This is a genomic window from Leptolyngbya sp. AN10 (assembly GCF_050565645.1).
Lineage (GTDB): Bacteria > Cyanobacteriota > Cyanobacteriia > Leptolyngbyales > Leptolyngbyaceae > Leptolyngbya.
In genome coordinates, this window is record NZ_JBNXVP010000013.1 from 148615 (window position 1) to 163359 (window position 14745).

A 14745-nucleotide genomic window follows, 5' to 3' on the forward strand; every position below is an offset into this window, starting at 1 on the left:
CGATAAAGATTGACGTGAGAGAAAAGTAGTACTAAACTACTAATGGCAATCGAGCAGGATTGCGAACTTGCTTACACAGCCTGAGTTCTGTCCCGTCGCGATTCCATTCAACCTGATCAAATACTTGGTACAAAATGTACAATCCTCGTCCAGATTCACCTTCATCACAAGGAAGATGCGCTTCTATCTCTTCTTGGCAGCAACAAACTGGAACATCGAATCCAGGTCCTTGATCTGATATGATCCACCAATACTCATCGGCGACCATTGAGAATTGAATTAAAACTTTTTTGCCAGGATCGAGGCAATTTCCGTGTTTAGCGGCATTGACGAGAGCTTCCTGTAATCCCAATCGAACTTCTGCTTTCCAGCGACTGGGAACTTTCGATAGAAGAAGGTCAAGAATCGGAATGAGATACAGCGTTGATGGAAAGCTGACCGTATTCCAATTGCGTCCAACTGGACGAGGAGACATCGCAATCACTCAGAAAACCCCGTTGCTTTCAAATGGATCAACATACAGATCATTTAGCAATTGCACCTGGGAACACTTGGTTACTGCTAATAAGAGCAGATTGGCATCGGCTGAAAAGCCGTAGAGTTATTATTCAGCTTTACTGTCAATCCCGGACTTAAAGAATTAAGCAACCTTGTTATAAGAGAGTCAAAAAGTCGTCAAAACTACGCAGAGGTATGTCCCTCTCTGTAGCCCCATACCTCCATCGTATACCAAAAGTCGATCGCTGATCCACCTAATTTCCACCTGAAACCCAATCAGCGTCGTCGATAGATTTTTTCTTCCAGCTTGCGAAAATCCTGTTCGACCTCTGCCCAGAGTCGTCGATTGTGGGGATCAGTGCGGAGAGCCTTTTTCAGATACGATCGCGCTTTTTCATAATCCCGCTCCGCGATCAAATGTTGTCCCCAACGATGATAAGTAATTGCTTGCCATTGACGCACATCCGGATGATCGGGAAAGCGTTGGGCTAATCCTTCCACGAGAGCAACAGCACGAGGAAATCGTTTGAGTTTGAATAAATCTTGTAATTGCTCGTAAGAAGCCTGCAAAAGATGTCGATCGACCAAAGAAAGCTCCGGAGCTTCGGGCGCGTGAGTCACTTTGATCTTGACTTTTGGCGGTTCTGCCGATTTGGGTTCTTCTGGCTTTTGTGATTCTGGTGCTTGTTCCGGTTCAGCAGGAACGATCCCCAAGAGAAAGTGATACGCTTCAGTGATGCGAATGAAGCGATCTTTTGCGCGATCGTCACCCGGATTCACGTCGGGATGCAGTTGACGCGCCAGTTTCCGATATGCGGCTTTAATATCCTCGTGGGTTGCTCCTGTCCTTAGCCCTAACAAGCGGTAAGAATCAGCGATGTTCATAGATACAAAAAAAGGGCAGAACTTATTGCATTCTGCCACTTCTTTCTGAAATTGGTGTGACGATTAGACAGTTTCGATTACACGATCGATCAATCCATACTCTTTCGCTTCAGCGGCAGACATGAAGTAATCTCGATCGGTATCTTTTTCGATCTTCTCAAGCGGCTGTCCAGTGCGGTCTGACAGCATTCCATTCAACTGATGACGCATCCGAATGATCTCGCGAGCTTCGATTTCGATGTCGGTTGCTTGTTGTCGTCCAGTTCCACCCAACGGCTGGTGAATCATGATTCGAGAGTGAGGAAGTGCAACGCGCTTTCCTTTGCTGCCAGCCGCGAGGAGGAATGCTCCCATCGAAGCTGCAAGCCCGACGCAAATCGTGATTACTTCAGATTTGATGTGCTGCATCGTGTCGTAGATCGCCATTCCCGCAGTGACCGAGCCACCGGGAGAATTGATATACAACTGAATCGGCTTGGTCGGATCTTCAGAATCGAGATAGAGCATGATTGCGACAATCTGATTCGCGATATTGTCATCGACATCTTGGCTTAAGAAGATGATGCGCTCTAGGCTGAGACGCTGATAGATATCGATCCATTGCTCATACGAGCTACCCGGTAAACGATACGGGACTTTCGGAGTTCCAATTGGCATAAGACAAAACTCTTAGTTAAACGAGGGCGGGAAGTTGTTTCGGTAGCTCTTTGGTGCTGGTGAGAACCCGATCGATGAGTCCATATTCTTTCGCTTCTTCAGCGGTCAGATAAAACCGTCGATCGAGGTCTTTCGCTAATTTCTCGATGCTGTGTCCCGTATTAAACGACAGGATTTCTAGGAACGTATGACGATCGGCGATGACTTTCTGGGCATCGACTTGAATATCGGTTGCTTGACCTCTCGATCGACCGTACTGCGGGGACAGAACCAGCTCCGCATTTGGCAAACTCAAGCGCGATCCCTTCGTTCCCGAAGACAACAGCAACACAGCACTACTCGCCGCCACACCCATACAAATCGTATGAACCGGAGCTTTGATGTACTGCATCGTGTCGTAGATCGCCATGCTTGCCGCTAACGAAGACACGCCGCCGCCCATCCGTTCACCATAAGAATTGATGTACACGTAAATTGGCTTGGTCGCATCTTCTGAATTGAGATACAGCAAGAGGGCGACGATCCCATTCGCGGTATTGTCATCAATTTCGCCATCGAGAAATACAATCCGCTCAAATGCCATGCGGGTGTAGATATCGACCCACTGCACGGATTGGCTACCGGGAATACGGTAAGGAACTTGCATAAGGCGGTAAGGGGTGAATTAGGTTAAAGCAGCAACAGGTTTCGGGAGTTGCTTCGTACTTTCGAGAACACGATCGATTAACCCGTATTCTTTCGCTTCTTGCGGTGTCATGTAGAACGTGCGATCGGTGTCTTTGACAATTTTCTCGATCGTTTGTCCGGTGTTCTTAGAAAGAATGTCAAGAATCGCGGCACGGTTTTCTAAGACTTCTTTTGCCCGGATTTGAATATCGGTCGCTTGTCCGCGTGTACCGGATTTCGGCTGATTTAATACGATCGTCGCATGAGGCAAGCTTGCCCGGAAGCCTTTTGTTCCTGCTGAGAGAATCATCGCTGCTGTTCCTACAGCTTGACCGATACAGATTGTATGCACCGGAGGCTTGATGTAACTCAGCGTATCGCACACCGCAAACGCTTCGGTTTCAAACCCGATCGTTTCCCCTTCCCAAGAGGTTCCGGTGGAATTGATGTAGAAAAAGATTGGCTTTTCGGGATCATCGAATTGCAAGTATAGCAACTGTGCAATGATCAAGCGAGTGTAATCTTGGTTGGGGTTTCTGCGATATTCATCGATCGAGTGCAGCGGTCCGCCAAGATAAACGATGCGCTCTTTCAGCATCAACGATGCCAAATCAGGTGGGGGCGTGCGATAGGACGCATCGCCATAATAAGTCGAGGACTGAACAGCTTTAATCGGTGATTCCATAGCAGTTGCCTGAAACAAATTGCCTATAAGTGGCGGTTTACTCATGGTAGCGCGTGGAACGGGGAATATTTCAGCCGCGTCTATTACGGTTTGCACACCAGGCATACCTCTATCTAAAGCGGGGATCGATCGTCTTTCTCTAGCAAGTCGATCGAAAAAGACTCTTTTGATACGGTTTGGGAGTCGAATGGTAATTGCCTTTATGACTTATACAACTTCAAATACGGCTAACGATTTAGTGCAAGCGTTTCAGCAGTTAGATGTAGATACTCAACTGGCTTTGTTCTGGTTTATTTATAGAGAAATGGGAAGTTCGATCACGCCTGCGGCTCCGGGAGCAAGTACCGTGTCGCCCGCGATCGCTGAAGGAATTTTCAATCAAATCAAAGAACTGCCGCACGAAGAACAATTGAATGTGCAGCGAGATTTGGTTGCGCGTCGAAATACGCAACTGACTCGTGAATATGGCGCATTGAGCGACACCACGAAATTGCTCGTCTGGTATTTGTTGGCGCAAGGAATGGATAATCAGACAATCATTCCGATGCCAGCAGGGTACGAATTGGAAGAAGAGGCGCAAGGATTGCTCGATCGAGTGAAACAAATGGAATTCGAGCAGCAGATTACGTTCTTTAGAGATTACGTAGCGCCGATGGGTGTTGATCCAACTCAGGAAGGCGTGATTGATCCTGAAACTGGATTGTAGTTTTCATCTAAAAGCCCCTAAGCTTCTAACTTCAGAGGCTTAGGGGCAAAATTATTAGGACTGTTTAGTTGGTCAATTCTTGCATCCAGCGCGTGACTTGCGATCGCATTCTCTTGACCGATACATCCGATTCCGAGGTTCGATCCAAGGCGCGACGGTAATCTGCGATCGCATAATTCCAATCGCCTGCTAAATGATGCGCTCTGCCTCGTGCTGCGTAAATATGAGCCTCTAACGTGGAATTGTCATCCAAAGTCGGAGACAGCAATTCTTTGATCTGCAAGGCGTGTTCAAAATTCTCGATCGCTTCGTCGTACATCTCTAAATCGCGAAGCGTAATCCCTTGATTCAACCAAGCGCGAATATTCGTCGGATCAAGGTCGATCGCCATTTCGTAATCGTCGATCGCTTCCATCAATTGCCCTTGAGCCGCGTAATAATTGGCGCGATTGTTGTAAGCACTTGCGAGTTTCGGATTCAGGCGAATCGCGGCGTTATAGTCCTCGATCGCGGCTTCTAAATGTCCGCATTGGTAATGCACTAAACCGCGATTGTTGTAGTCGGTTGCATTTTCGGGATTACGATCGATCAAAATCGTTAAACCTGCGATCGCTTCCAAATATTGACCTTGTTTGGCATCGGCTAGAGACTGTTGACGCAGTAAGCGATCTTGAGCCACTGGATCAAGCCAAACGGTTTGAGGTCGAGATAGCTTGGAAGCGCGATCGACTTTCGGAGAGCGACGGCGACCCGCCCCAGGAATGCCACCCAAATTTGGTTTACCTTGTCTCGATTTGTTGCCGTCTAAAAAAGTCCGAGCGTTCATACCATCCTCACCATGTCTATGAACTAAATTACCGACTCGCTCATCAGATGTTTTCTGTCCAAGTGCCATAACTTAATACGTCCACGGTCAGATCTTGGATTCGCCAAATGCAAAAGTGAACTCGCATTGGATTGTAGGCGTTAGTCTTTCCTACACCTGCGGCTGATTCCATTTCTGAAACGAGAAGTTTTCTCACTTGACCAAAACACTTGAAACTAAGACACCACAGGGAAAGCGATCGTTCTTGTGTTTCCACAGCTTTGCGGAAACTTCGTATCTACTTCGCACAATCTTAAAGTTCCCTTCCCGTGTAAATACGAACAGGTATCTTTCGGATCGCTAATCTGTAGAAATACTGAAACTTCGAGCTTTGTGCCGAATGCGCGATCGTCCCAAGGTTCCCATCTCAGTATCAAACCAATCTTGTTTGCGGGAAAACCACAGGACAGAAGCATCCGTACTGATGGAACACGGAGCCTTTCAGCGATAATGCAAGAGGGTTTTGCCATCCCGATCGTGCTTTCATTGCATTTTGAAGAAACTGGACTTTCAGATGAATCCAAGATGAAGCTGGGTACGTTAGGGTTGACATTATCGAAAAAACTTCTGAAGTTCTCGATCGCGCTTCAGGGTGCAGTGGATTGATTTTCTGAAATCGTCCAGTTTATTGAGCGATCGTCTGAAAACTGATGGCGTAGGGTTGGAGAGAAACGATTTATGAAAGCCATGATTCTGGCGGCAGGGAAAGGTACACGAGTTCGACCGATCACGTATACGATTCCCAAGCCGATGATTCCGATCCTGCAAAAGCCTGTGATGGAGTTTTTGCTGGAGTTGTTGCGTCAACACGGCTTTGACGAGATCATGGTCAATGTCAGCCACTTGGCAAATGAGATCGAAAGCTATTTCAAAGATGGGCAACGGTTCGGAGTCCAGATTGGCTATTCGTTTGAAGGGCGGATCGTGGATGGTGATCTCGTCGGTGAAGCGGTCGGATCGGCGGGCGGCATGAAGCGGATTCAGGATTTTTCGCCGTTTTTCGATGATACGTTTGTGGTGCTGTGTGGTGATGCACTGATTGATTTGGATCTAACCGCTGCGGTGAAGTGGCACAAAGAGAAGGGATCGATCGCGACGGTGATTATGAAGACCGTCGATCGCTCTGAAGTGTCGAGCTATGGCGTTGTGGTGACGGACGAAGACGGCAGAATTAAGACGTTTCAGGAAAAACCGTCTGTCGAAGAAGCCTTAAGCACGAATATCAATACTGGGATTTACATCTTTGAGCCTGAAGTTCTCGATTATGTTCCGTCGGGTGTTGAGTTTGATATCGGTGGTCAACTGTTTCCGAAACTGGTGGAAATGGGTGCGCCGTTCTATGGTTTGCCAATGGACTTTGAATGGGTGGACATTGGGAAAGTACCCGATTACTGGCAAGCAGTTCGCGGTGTCCTAAATGGTGAGATTAAAAACGTGCCGATTCCGGGTCGTGAAGTGAAACCGGGCATTTACACCGGGCTGAATGTGTCGGTGAACTGGGATAAAGTCGATATTCAAGGTCCGGTTTATATCGGCAGCATGACCTGTATCGAGGATGGAGCGAAGATTGTTGGACCTGCGATGATTGGTCACAATTGCTGGATTTGCAGTGGTGCAACGGTCGATAACAGTGTGATTTTTGAATGGTCGCGCTTGGGTCCGGGTGTGCGACTGGTCGATAAATTAGTGTTTGGTCGCTATTGCGTGGATAAGACGGGAGCGACGATCGACGTTCAAGCCGCGTCTTTGGATTGGTTGATTACGGATACGCGGCATGAGGTTCCGTCCCATCCGGCAGCAGAACATCAAGCGATCGCGGAATTGTTGAATATCGATACGAAAGTGGCAACCTAAACAAAAGTGGCAACCTAAGAGGGTGTTTGAGAAGTATAAGAAGCGGCTTTGCTGCGTTGCGAGTCCGCCCGGAAATAAATCTCCGGGCTAATGGAAGAAACCCCGCTGAAGCGGGCTAAGAGAGTCATACGAAGTTCTTAGCCCAGTTTAGTGGGCTTCCCGCGATTAGCCCGGAGATTCATTTCCGGGCGGGTGAATGCGATAAACGATTACTTTTCAAACACCCTCTAAGAGCATGTTTGAAAAGTATAGAAAGTCATTTCGCTACGATGTCCTCTCGCCCCTTCAGTGGAATTCGGGGCTAACAGAACGAAGTCCACTGAAGGGGACTGGGAGCCGATTTCAGAGTCTTGAGTCCCGTTTACTGGACTTCGCACCGTTAGCGCCGACTTCTAGTCCGGCGCGAGTGAATGTGTCCGAACGGCTACTTCTCAAACACCCTCTAAGATTGAAATCTCCATGTTTGTACAAAACGCTGGATTTTGAGGCAAAATGTCTCAGATCCAGCATTTTTTTTGTATGTTGCCACTGCGCGAAAAAGTTGCGTTCTATCTTGAAGATATTGATACGCCAATTGGAAAGGGAATCAATCTTTTTATCACAGGATTGGTTCTTGTTTCTTCTGGAATCTTTATCGCAGAAACTTATAAGATTCCGATTGAAATTCGAGAGATTTTAGATACGATCGAGAACGTTATTCTCGCGATTTTCGTAATTGAATATATTCTCAGAGTTTGGTGCGTTGAACAAAAACTACAATTTGTTTTCAGCTTATATTCGATTATTGATTTATTGTCGATCGCGCCTTTCCTAATTGGAACAAATGCAGGTTATCTCAGAATTTTTCGCTGGTTCAGAATTCTAAGATTAATCAGATTTATCCAAGGTAAAACGATTTTTGGATATGTCAGTAGCGAAGATAGCGCAATTTTCACCCGAATTCTTTTCACTGTCTTCTCGATTATTTTCGTGTTTTCTGGTCTAATTTACCAAGTCGAACATTCTGTTAATCCAAAGTTTGGAACGTTCCTAGATGCTGTTTACTTCTCAGTTTCTACAATCTCTACTGCCGGACTCGGAGACATTACGCCAATTTCAGAAATGGGAAGATTTCTCACAATTCTAATGGTCTTAACTGGAATTGTATTAATCCCTTGGCAACTCGGAGATTTAATTAAACGATTAGTCAAAACTACCGAGCAAGTTCAAATCGTTTGTTCAAATTGTGGTTTAGCGTTTCACGATTCAGATGCTTACTATTGTAAAAATTGCGGAAACTGTCTAAATCGTAGTCAGCAAACAGAGTAAGAGCGCTTCTGTCCATTCCACGATCGCGCCATAAGTATCTCCAGTCTGTCCACCTAATTTCCAATTCAACCAAGCCCCGATTAAAACCGTGATCGCGCTTCCCATCATCATCAGCGGATGAACAAACCAACTCAATCCCAATAACAGGATCAAAGTTGGCAAAGCTTCCCAAACCGATCGAATAGATTCTTTATGAAACGCGCCTTTTCCGGTGGCTTTGAGATAAGGATATTTCGCGATCGCGACCAGTTGCCCCCAGCGTCCCCATCCTGCAACCCCGATCAAAATCCACCAGCGATTCTGTCCAATTTCACTCAGAGCGACTGTTTTCAAGAGCAGAATGATCACTGCTGCCATTGCTCCAAATGCTCCGGTCGCGCTATCTGCCATGACTTCCAAACGTCGATCGGGATTCATAACCGCTAACCCGTCGGCTGTGTCCATCGCACCATCTAAATGCAAACCGCCTGTAATCCCTAGCCAAATCGCTACATCGATCGCGCTTCGGGTCAAGATAGGCATTCCGACATAAGTAAGACCCAGATCGATCGCGCCAACTAAGCCACCGATCGCGAAACCGACGAAGGGAGCAAGCCGAGCGATCCCGCGAAACTCTAAATTTTTTGAAGTTGGAATCGGCAAACAGGTGTAAAACGTAAGTGCTGCAAGACATTGATTCCAAGCTTGAATAATCATTGCGCTAAATCAATTTACATAACGTAAACTTCTTATATCGTTCGTCCGGATCGCATTCCCGATTTGCAGCCATAATTGCGATAGGAAGCATCCAACTTGAGTTAGAAATTCTTTTCTAATTGAGCTTCCGTCACCCCTTTTTTTTGTTTGTGCCATGAGTCACGATTCTTTCTCCCGCCACACTCGAATCCCCGCCCCTTGTATCATCGACGATGGCACAATCATCGACAAACAAGATATGCAGCGTGTGTTGACTGACCTAAATCGAGTGAGATACATTCACACGCACGATGGCAGAACGACCAGTGAAGGAGAAGGCTGTATTCTCGAAGTGATTGCTGATCCACACCGAGCAACAATGGTCGCAAACCATGCGCTTTATCTTAACGTGTGCAGCTTTGATTATCTTCAACTCAGTAAAACCGAAGAAGGTTCGCGATTTGATCTGATCCAAGACGATCGACAACTCCGACTCATTCCTTTAACCAATCCGCTCCAAGACCAAGCCGAGCGCGGAATCAATGCCGCAGAACTCGAAGCAATGGTCGCAGAAGTCTTATCCGCCAGCTTAGATGTTCAGATCGACGATGAGGAAAATTTCTCGCTTTAGAGCGATCGAGATTCTACCCATTTCGCTGTAGATTGATCTCGCTGAGAAATATTAGGAGCGGGAAATGTTCGATCGACGGAGATTCGGGCAAGTTTTATTCGGAAGTGCGATCGCGCTTTGGCTGCATAGTTGTACTGGACAAGAGCAAGCGACCAACCAAAAACCACAAGTCGTTTCGACCAATACAATCTTGACGGATCTTGCAACGACGATCGCGGGTGATTCGGTTCAAATCACAGGAATTCTCAAACCCGGAGCCGATCCGCATACTTACGAGCCAGTTCCAGCAGATACGGCTGCAATGGAGCGAGCAAACTTAATTTTGTACAACGGCTACAACTTAGAGCCAGGACTGATTCGATTGATGAAAGCAGCGGGAGCTAATGCGCGACAAGTTGCGATCGGAGAAGTCATTCCACCGCTTCAGCTTGAGGAACAGGGGCAAAAAGTCCCTGATCCGCACGTTTGGGGCAATGTGCAAAATGTGGCAAAAATGACAGCCGCGATTCGAGATGAACTAATCAAACTCGTGCCCAACGATCGAGAGAAACTAACACAGAATGCCGATCGCTTAATTGCCGATCTCAATCGCTTAGATAGTTGGATTAGACAGCAAATCCAAACGATTCCTGCTCAAAATCGTCGCTTAGTTACGACACATGATGCTTTTCAATACTATGGCAATGCTTACGGATTGTCGATCGCGGGAACGTTAATCGGCATCAGTACCGAAGAGCAACCCAGTGCCCAAACGGTACAGAAATTAGTGCAATCAATTAAGGCATCAAAAGTTCCGGCTATTTTTGCAGAAACCACTATCAATCCAGCATTGATTCAAACTGTCGCTCAGGAAGCAGGCGTGAAGTTGGCACCACAGCAATTGTATTCGGATTCGATCGGCGCGCCGGGTAGTCCTGGGGAAACCTATATCAAGATGATGGTCGCCAATACAACCACGATCGTAAATGCGTTGGGCGGCAAAATAACCCCATTTCAAACACAGTAAATGATAAGTAAAAAAATCCATAAGAATCGAAGATCGATCGCTTTAAGCATTGGTATCTTGCTTCTTGCGATCGGGGCTGTCGATCGATGGCTTCCCTACGCCCTGATTAGTCATTACAAGAAGCCTGTGATCGAACAGCCTTCGATTCTGAATCAATATGATGCCAAAGCGGAATCCATCACGTTTACAACTCGCGATCGCATCAATATTTCTGGCTGGTTTATCTCTGCAAAACCTACTACAAAACGAACAATTATTCTCCTTCATACCAGAGGTGGAACTCGCCAAGACACACTCGAATTCGGGCTTCCATTTCTGCAATCTGGATTCAACTTAGCCATGATTGATCTGAGAGGACACGGCAAGAGTGGCGGAGAATATTTCACTTTTGGATATCACGAATGGCAGGAAGTTTCAGCCCTATTAGATTCTTTAGAAGCAAGACAAGATAGTTCAGCCACCGATGTTACCTTGATTGGAATCTCAGCAGGAGGAGCCGTTGCTATCTCAGCCGCAGCAAAAGATCCACGAGTTAAAAGAGTAGTCTCGATCGCTGCTTTTGCCGATTTAGGAGAAACAATTCGAGCGCAAGTTCCTTGGCTTCCAGGAGTTTGGAGAAATCGCGCCATTCAAGAAGCAGAACAAGTTGCACAGTTCAGAGTACAAGATACATCTCCGATTAATGCCATTCGCAATGTTCGCGCTCCTGTTTTGATTGTTCATGGAAATGACGATCGATATATTCCTTTAAACAATGCGAATCAGCTTTTTGAAGCAGCAACTACGAGAAAAGAATTGTATGTAATTGAGGAAGCAACTCACGAGAATATGCTGCAACAAGGCGGACAGAAATTGCATCAACAAATAGTTAAATTTATCAATTGCGATGATTGGAGCCATTGCAACAGAGGGGGTGCAAGAGCGCAATCGACTCGAAGCCCCGCCCTCTGAACGATCGCTTCAACTCTTTATTGCGGCACTTGGGTCTGTGGTTGAGTTTGCTGAGTTACCTGCATCGATCTTGCTAACTGTGCAACCGCTTGTTCAAGCGATAATCCTGCATCCTGAGCCACCCAGCCCCCTTCTTGAGTTTGCTGACGGAACTCAAAGTGCAAGTGCGGACCCGTCGAATTTCCGGTGCTACCAACACGACCGATCACGGTTCCTTGTTTCACGACATCTCCAGGCTTGACGAAGATCTCAGACAAGTGAGCGTAAAGCGTCTGTTGCGATCCATTCGTGTGTTCTAATGCGATCGACAATCCGTACCCACCAAAGAACTCCGCCATAATCACGCGCCCAGTTAGCGCTGCCAGGACCGGAGTTCCCATCGGCGCACCTAAATCGGTTCCAGTATGAAGCCGCTGATTTCCAGTAATCGGATGAATTCGCCATCCAAACGCTGAAGTAATCGCACTTGGAATCGAGAGCGGGAAGAGCAAGCGAACATCCCCATTTCCGGGCATTCCCAGGGGGCGAACGGTGCGATTAAAGTAATCTTGGACAAACGAAGGCGGCACGATCGAAGGGGGTGTCCAACTCGAAGCCGTTTCTGGAGCCGCCTGTGCTTCTGCGGTCACTTCTGGCTGAGTCGGATTAAATTTCGGACGCATCACCCCAGAAACGGCATTAGAAACCGCGTTCGCGATTCCAGTCGTTTTAGGCGGAGTCGTCGCTTTCGGAGTCGTCGTTGTACCTGAATTGCGTTTCTCAATCACGATCGAGCTAGGCGGCTCATACTTCGGTGCAGGACTCGCAGCGGGCGAAGGAGCGACCAACGGCGATTCAGACACCGGAGAAGACTTTGGAATCTCGATCTGAACGGGTGGAGTCGGATCAGGAGTCGCACTTTCCGGAACCGCAGGGGCGGGTGCTGGAGTTGTCGGAACCACAGTTGCACTCGGAGCGGGTGGAGTTGGCTCAACCGCAGCGGGCGAAGGCGATACGGTCACGCTCGCGGGCGACGAGGTCAACGGGGAAGCTTGTGCCAGCGTCATTCCACTACTAAAAACACCCAAACAACTGAGACATCCCAAGCGCTTGAGTAACTTCGTGCGTCGGGGTCGATTTGGGCTAGGTCGCTGCGTCATAACTGTAGTATCCTCTCAGGCTTGCTCGTGTTCACTCGTCGATGATGACTCTGACTAAGTTCCGTTCGATCTTTGGGGGATTTCTTTACACTAATTAACCATATTCCAGTGACATAGTACCGAGTTTTCGGTACAAATCCGGAGACGAGTATTGGGTTTTTATTGAATTCACATAATTGAATACCCAGATTTCTATGAATCGATTTCGTTTGCCATGATGCCAAAAATTCCGTCAGTGGAAACACTTTCCTGGAAATTCGCCAGCTTGATTCAAGGGTCAAGTAAAATCACTGAATTCTAGAAAATTCAAGCCTCGTAATCTCTTGGATGAGTTTGAGGCTCGATCGCAGATCGAATTCACAAAAACTTCATGCTTTCTTCCATTTTCGTACAACAATGCCGCAATAAACCGTTACGATAGCGCTAGTAATTTCGCGGATGCCCCTTATGCACGATTGGCACTGGCAAACCTGGAACGATCTGCCTTATCTCACTTGCAGTCTTTTAGAATCCTGGCAACACGGCTTCTTTACACAACAGTTTTCGCCTCGATCGCCGTTTGAATTGACCGAAGTGCTGGCTCCCGATGCTGAGGCATACCGAGTTCATCAAGTGCATGGCAATACCGTTCTGTCGCCTTCTGAATTGGAAAATCCAAGTGACCGCGAAAATTTCTCTCAAGCCGATGGACTGATAACCGAGCGATCGCAACAAGCGGTTTGGGCGTGTAGTGCCGACTGTACTCCTGCTTTAATTGGCGATGTGAAAACCGGGAATGTGTCAGCCATTCATGCAGGCTGGCGCGGAACTTCCCAAAAAATTGTGCCGATTGCGATCGCGAAACTTCAAGTCCAAGGAAGCCACCTCGAAGACCTCAGAATTGCCCTTGGTCCTGCGATTTCTGGTGAAGTCTATCAAGTCTCGCATCCAGTGGCGTTAGAAGTGGGAGCATCGATCGATCCGAATCCCACAATTGATCAATTAATGAGTTTGCCGAATTCGCCAATTTTAGAAGACTCGACTCCAGGACGATCGCGCTTAGATGTGCGACGAGTAATTGCAATTCAACTAGAGCAGATGGGAATTGCGGCGGAACAAATTGCGATCGCGCCTCACTGTACCTATCAAGATCCCGCTAACTTCTTTTCATATCGTCGCGCCAAGCTCAAGAAAGTTCAGTGGTCGGGCATCGTCAGCCGTTGACTTGTTTATACTCTTAGTGCTCAGAGAAAACTTGTAGTTCAGAAATAAAAAGCAACCGCATTTTTACAGAAACTTTTCGGTGATCTGGCGATTCTTCATCAGATTTACACCTGTTTTGCCCCGTGAAGCGATTAATGTAGGGAGTGATAGGTAATACTCAAACTCGTAAAGCCGTGATCTGGTCTAGAAGTTTCGAGAAATACAAGATTCGCCTATCAGAACACGGTTTTGGCAACCAAGATACTCAGAACTTCACCTCTATGACTTCACTCGGAAAGTTATTTGTCCCCGCTGCGCTTGCTGCTGGCACAGTCTTCTCAGCTTTTGCCATTCCTCTGTCGCTTTACGGATCTCAACCGCTGTCCATTCAATTTAAAGAAGAGCGTGTTTTTGAGGGGTCACTCAGAGATATTGCAACCTCTTATCTCGCACTCGCTGGACTGCTCAGTGTGGGTGCAAGTTTTACCACCTGCGCCGCGATCGCTTGGAAGTCTTCCGCCCGTCGAGTTCAAGAAGCTGAAGATCAACTTGCTAAAATCGAGCAGCAACTCAAACAAAAAGAAGCTCAGTTACAAGAGGCATTGCTTTCAGATGCCTATCTTGCGGATTCTGGTCTGAGATATTTCTTAGATGAAGAAGTGTCGCTGAATCCGCCCTCTCGTGCAATGTCTCAGGGCGCGATCGCTTCTAATCCACCTGCTTCAGTTCCAAAACCTGCTCCAGTTCCAACTCAATTGCAAACTGCTGCGCCGCTTCATGCTGCCCAATCTTTCTTGGGATTTGCTCGTCCTGTTGCCCAACCTGCCCCAGTGAACAGTTCACCTGTTGAGGCAGACGCGATCGCGAAAATGCAGCATCTTCAAACCCAGCTTCAGCACATCATGTCTGAGATCGAGACAATCCAATCCACGCTTCGTGTTGAGCCTCCTTCCTCGAATACCACTCAGACTACGCCGCTCAATCACCTTGCACAACGCTTTCAAGCGCTTGATCCCACCTGGACAGTACAGAGATAA

The 14745-nt window shown here is 47.3% G+C and carries 17 protein-coding genes; 9 read left to right on the plus strand and 8 right to left on the minus strand.

Annotated elements, in window-relative coordinates:
* Positions 1–31: 31 nt before the first annotated feature.
* The 5 genes from ACQ4M5_RS19510 to ACQ4M5_RS19530 all read right to left on the minus strand — a co-directional run bounded on the left by ACQ4M5_RS19510 (position 32) and on the right by ACQ4M5_RS19530 (position 3391).
* A complete protein-coding gene (locus ACQ4M5_RS19510; RefSeq protein ID WP_430677337.1) occupies positions 32–475 on the minus strand; it encodes an ATP-binding protein in 444 nt (147 codons plus the stop codon).
* A gap of 299 nt (positions 476–774) precedes the next feature.
* On the minus strand, positions 775–1383 hold the full coding sequence (locus tag ACQ4M5_RS19515; RefSeq protein ID WP_430677338.1) for a DnaJ domain-containing protein: 609 nt from the start codon (positions 1381–1383) through the stop codon (positions 775–777).
* A 63-nt stretch (positions 1384–1446) separates the two neighbouring features.
* Entirely contained in the window at positions 1447–2040 is a 594-nt protein-coding gene (locus ACQ4M5_RS19520; protein ID WP_068385955.1) for an ATP-dependent Clp protease proteolytic subunit, read from the minus strand.
* Positions 2041–2056: 16 nt separating this feature from the next.
* The gene (locus ACQ4M5_RS19525) at positions 2057–2686 is read right to left on the minus strand and encodes an ATP-dependent Clp protease proteolytic subunit (RefSeq protein ID WP_430677339.1); all 630 of its coding nucleotides are present in this window, start codon (positions 2684–2686) and stop codon (positions 2057–2059) included.
* Between the two features lie 18 nt (positions 2687–2704).
* Positions 2705–3391 carry an ATP-dependent Clp protease proteolytic subunit gene (locus ACQ4M5_RS19530; RefSeq protein ID WP_430677340.1) on the minus strand — a complete coding sequence of 229 codons (687 nt, stop codon included), beginning with the start codon at positions 3389–3391 and terminating at the stop codon, positions 2705–2707.
* A 43-nt stretch (positions 3392–3434) separates the two neighbouring features.
* On the opposite strand from ACQ4M5_RS19530, the gene ACQ4M5_RS19535 reads away from it, so the two are divergent.
* Positions 3435–4097, plus strand: coding sequence for an orange carotenoid protein N-terminal domain-containing protein (locus ACQ4M5_RS19535; RefSeq protein ID WP_430677341.1), 663 nt, complete (start codon positions 3435–3437; stop codon positions 4095–4097).
* 64 nt (positions 4098–4161) lie between these two features.
* Here ACQ4M5_RS19535 and ACQ4M5_RS19540 read toward each other — a convergent pair whose 3' ends face one another.
* A complete protein-coding gene (locus tag ACQ4M5_RS19540; protein ID WP_430677342.1) occupies positions 4162–4992 on the minus strand; it encodes a tetratricopeptide repeat protein in 831 nt (276 codons plus the stop codon).
* 420 nt (positions 4993–5412) lie between these two features.
* Here ACQ4M5_RS19540 and ACQ4M5_RS19545 point away from each other — a divergent pair, with 420 nt between their 5' ends.
* From ACQ4M5_RS19545 to ACQ4M5_RS19555, 3 genes are all read left to right on the plus strand, one after another.
* Positions 5413–5568 carry a hypothetical protein gene (locus ACQ4M5_RS19545; protein ID WP_430677343.1) on the plus strand — a complete coding sequence of 52 codons (156 nt, stop codon included), beginning with the start codon at positions 5413–5415 and terminating at the stop codon, positions 5566–5568.
* A 72-nt stretch (positions 5569–5640) separates the two neighbouring features.
* Positions 5641–6816: a sugar phosphate nucleotidyltransferase gene (locus ACQ4M5_RS19550; protein ID WP_430677344.1), complete on the plus strand. Its 1176-nt coding sequence runs from the start codon at positions 5641–5643 to the stop codon at positions 6814–6816.
* A gap of 492 nt (positions 6817–7308) precedes the next feature.
* The gene (locus ACQ4M5_RS19555) at positions 7309–8124 is read left to right on the plus strand and encodes an ion transporter (RefSeq protein ID WP_430677345.1); all 816 of its coding nucleotides are present in this window, start codon (positions 7309–7311) and stop codon (positions 8122–8124) included.
* Here the strand turns inward: ACQ4M5_RS19555 and cobS are convergent.
* Positions 8098–8820, minus strand: coding sequence for an adenosylcobinamide-GDP ribazoletransferase (gene cobS / locus ACQ4M5_RS19560; protein WP_430677346.1), 723 nt, complete (start codon positions 8818–8820; stop codon positions 8098–8100). The genes ACQ4M5_RS19555 and cobS overlap by 27 nt on opposite strands.
* A 154-nt stretch (positions 8821–8974) precedes the next feature.
* On the opposite strand from cobS, the gene ACQ4M5_RS19565 reads away from it, so the two are divergent.
* From ACQ4M5_RS19565 to ACQ4M5_RS19575, 3 genes are all read left to right on the plus strand, one after another.
* Positions 8975–9430, plus strand: a complete 456-nt coding sequence (locus ACQ4M5_RS19565; RefSeq protein WP_430677347.1) for a hypothetical protein — start codon at positions 8975–8977, stop codon at positions 9428–9430.
* Positions 9431–9494: 64 nt separating this feature from the next.
* The gene (locus ACQ4M5_RS19570; protein ID WP_430677348.1) at positions 9495–10436 is read left to right on the plus strand and encodes a metal ABC transporter solute-binding protein, Zn/Mn family; all 942 of its coding nucleotides are present in this window, start codon (positions 9495–9497) and stop codon (positions 10434–10436) included.
* Positions 10437–11387, plus strand: a complete 951-nt coding sequence (locus tag ACQ4M5_RS19575; protein ID WP_430677349.1) for an alpha/beta hydrolase — start codon at positions 10437–10439, stop codon at positions 11385–11387.
* Between the two features lie 17 nt (positions 11388–11404).
* On the opposite strand, the gene ACQ4M5_RS19580 is transcribed toward ACQ4M5_RS19575, so the two are convergent.
* Positions 11405–12526, minus strand: coding sequence for a peptidoglycan DD-metalloendopeptidase family protein (locus tag ACQ4M5_RS19580; protein ID WP_430677350.1), 1122 nt, complete (start codon positions 12524–12526; stop codon positions 11405–11407).
* 447 nt (positions 12527–12973) lie between these two features.
* Here ACQ4M5_RS19580 and pgeF point away from each other — a divergent pair, with 447 nt between their 5' ends.
* Positions 12974–13729 carry a peptidoglycan editing factor PgeF gene (pgeF, locus tag ACQ4M5_RS19585; RefSeq protein WP_430677351.1) on the plus strand — a complete coding sequence of 252 codons (756 nt, stop codon included), beginning with the start codon at positions 12974–12976 and terminating at the stop codon, positions 13727–13729.
* A gap of 173 nt (positions 13730–13902) precedes the next feature.
* Positions 13903–14745, plus strand: a complete 843-nt coding sequence (locus ACQ4M5_RS19590; RefSeq protein WP_430677352.1) for a hypothetical protein — start codon at positions 13903–13905, stop codon at positions 14743–14745.

Bases quoted from the DNA above. Each gene is read 5' to 3' on its own strand.
- ACQ4M5_RS19515 (WP_430677338.1), bottom strand. From the start codon at position 1,383: ATGAACATCGCTGATTCTTACCGCTTGTTAGGGCTAAGGACAGGAGCA.
- ACQ4M5_RS19545 (WP_430677343.1), top strand. From the start codon at position 5,413: ATGCAAGAGGGTTTTGCCATCCCGATCGTGCTTTCATTGCATTTTGAA.
- cobS (WP_430677346.1), bottom strand. From the start codon at position 8,820: ATGATTATTCAAGCTTGGAATCAATGTCTTGCAGCACTTACGTTTTAC.
- ACQ4M5_RS19525 (WP_430677339.1), bottom strand. From the start codon at position 2,686: ATGCAAGTTCCTTACCGTATTCCCGGTAGCCAATCCGTGCAGTGGGTC.
- ACQ4M5_RS19570 (WP_430677348.1), top strand. From the start codon at position 9,495: ATGTTCGATCGACGGAGATTCGGGCAAGTTTTATTCGGAAGTGCGATC.
- ACQ4M5_RS19510 (WP_430677337.1), bottom strand. From the start codon at position 475: ATGTCTCCTCGTCCAGTTGGACGCAATTGGAATACGGTCAGCTTTCCA.
- ACQ4M5_RS19580 (WP_430677350.1), bottom strand. From the start codon at position 12,526: ATGACGCAGCGACCTAGCCCAAATCGACCCCGACGCACGAAGTTACTC.
- ACQ4M5_RS19555 (WP_430677345.1), top strand. From the start codon at position 7,309: ATGTCTCAGATCCAGCATTTTTTTTGTATGTTGCCACTGCGCGAAAAA.
- ACQ4M5_RS19535 (WP_430677341.1), top strand. From the start codon at position 3,435: ATGGTAGCGCGTGGAACGGGGAATATTTCAGCCGCGTCTATTACGGTT.
- ACQ4M5_RS19530 (WP_430677340.1), bottom strand. From the start codon at position 3,391: ATGGAATCACCGATTAAAGCTGTTCAGTCCTCGACTTATTATGGCGAT.
- pgeF (WP_430677351.1), top strand. From the start codon at position 12,974: ATGCACGATTGGCACTGGCAAACCTGGAACGATCTGCCTTATCTCACT.
- ACQ4M5_RS19520 (WP_068385955.1), bottom strand. From the start codon at position 2,040: ATGCCAATTGGAACTCCGAAAGTCCCGTATCGTTTACCGGGTAGCTCG.
- ACQ4M5_RS19575 (WP_430677349.1), top strand. From the start codon at position 10,437: ATGATAAGTAAAAAAATCCATAAGAATCGAAGATCGATCGCTTTAAGC.
- ACQ4M5_RS19540 (WP_430677342.1), bottom strand. From the start codon at position 4,992: ATGGCACTTGGACAGAAAACATCTGATGAGCGAGTCGGTAATTTAGTT.
- ACQ4M5_RS19550 (WP_430677344.1), top strand. From the start codon at position 5,641: ATGAAAGCCATGATTCTGGCGGCAGGGAAAGGTACACGAGTTCGACCG.
- ACQ4M5_RS19565 (WP_430677347.1), top strand. From the start codon at position 8,975: ATGAGTCACGATTCTTTCTCCCGCCACACTCGAATCCCCGCCCCTTGT.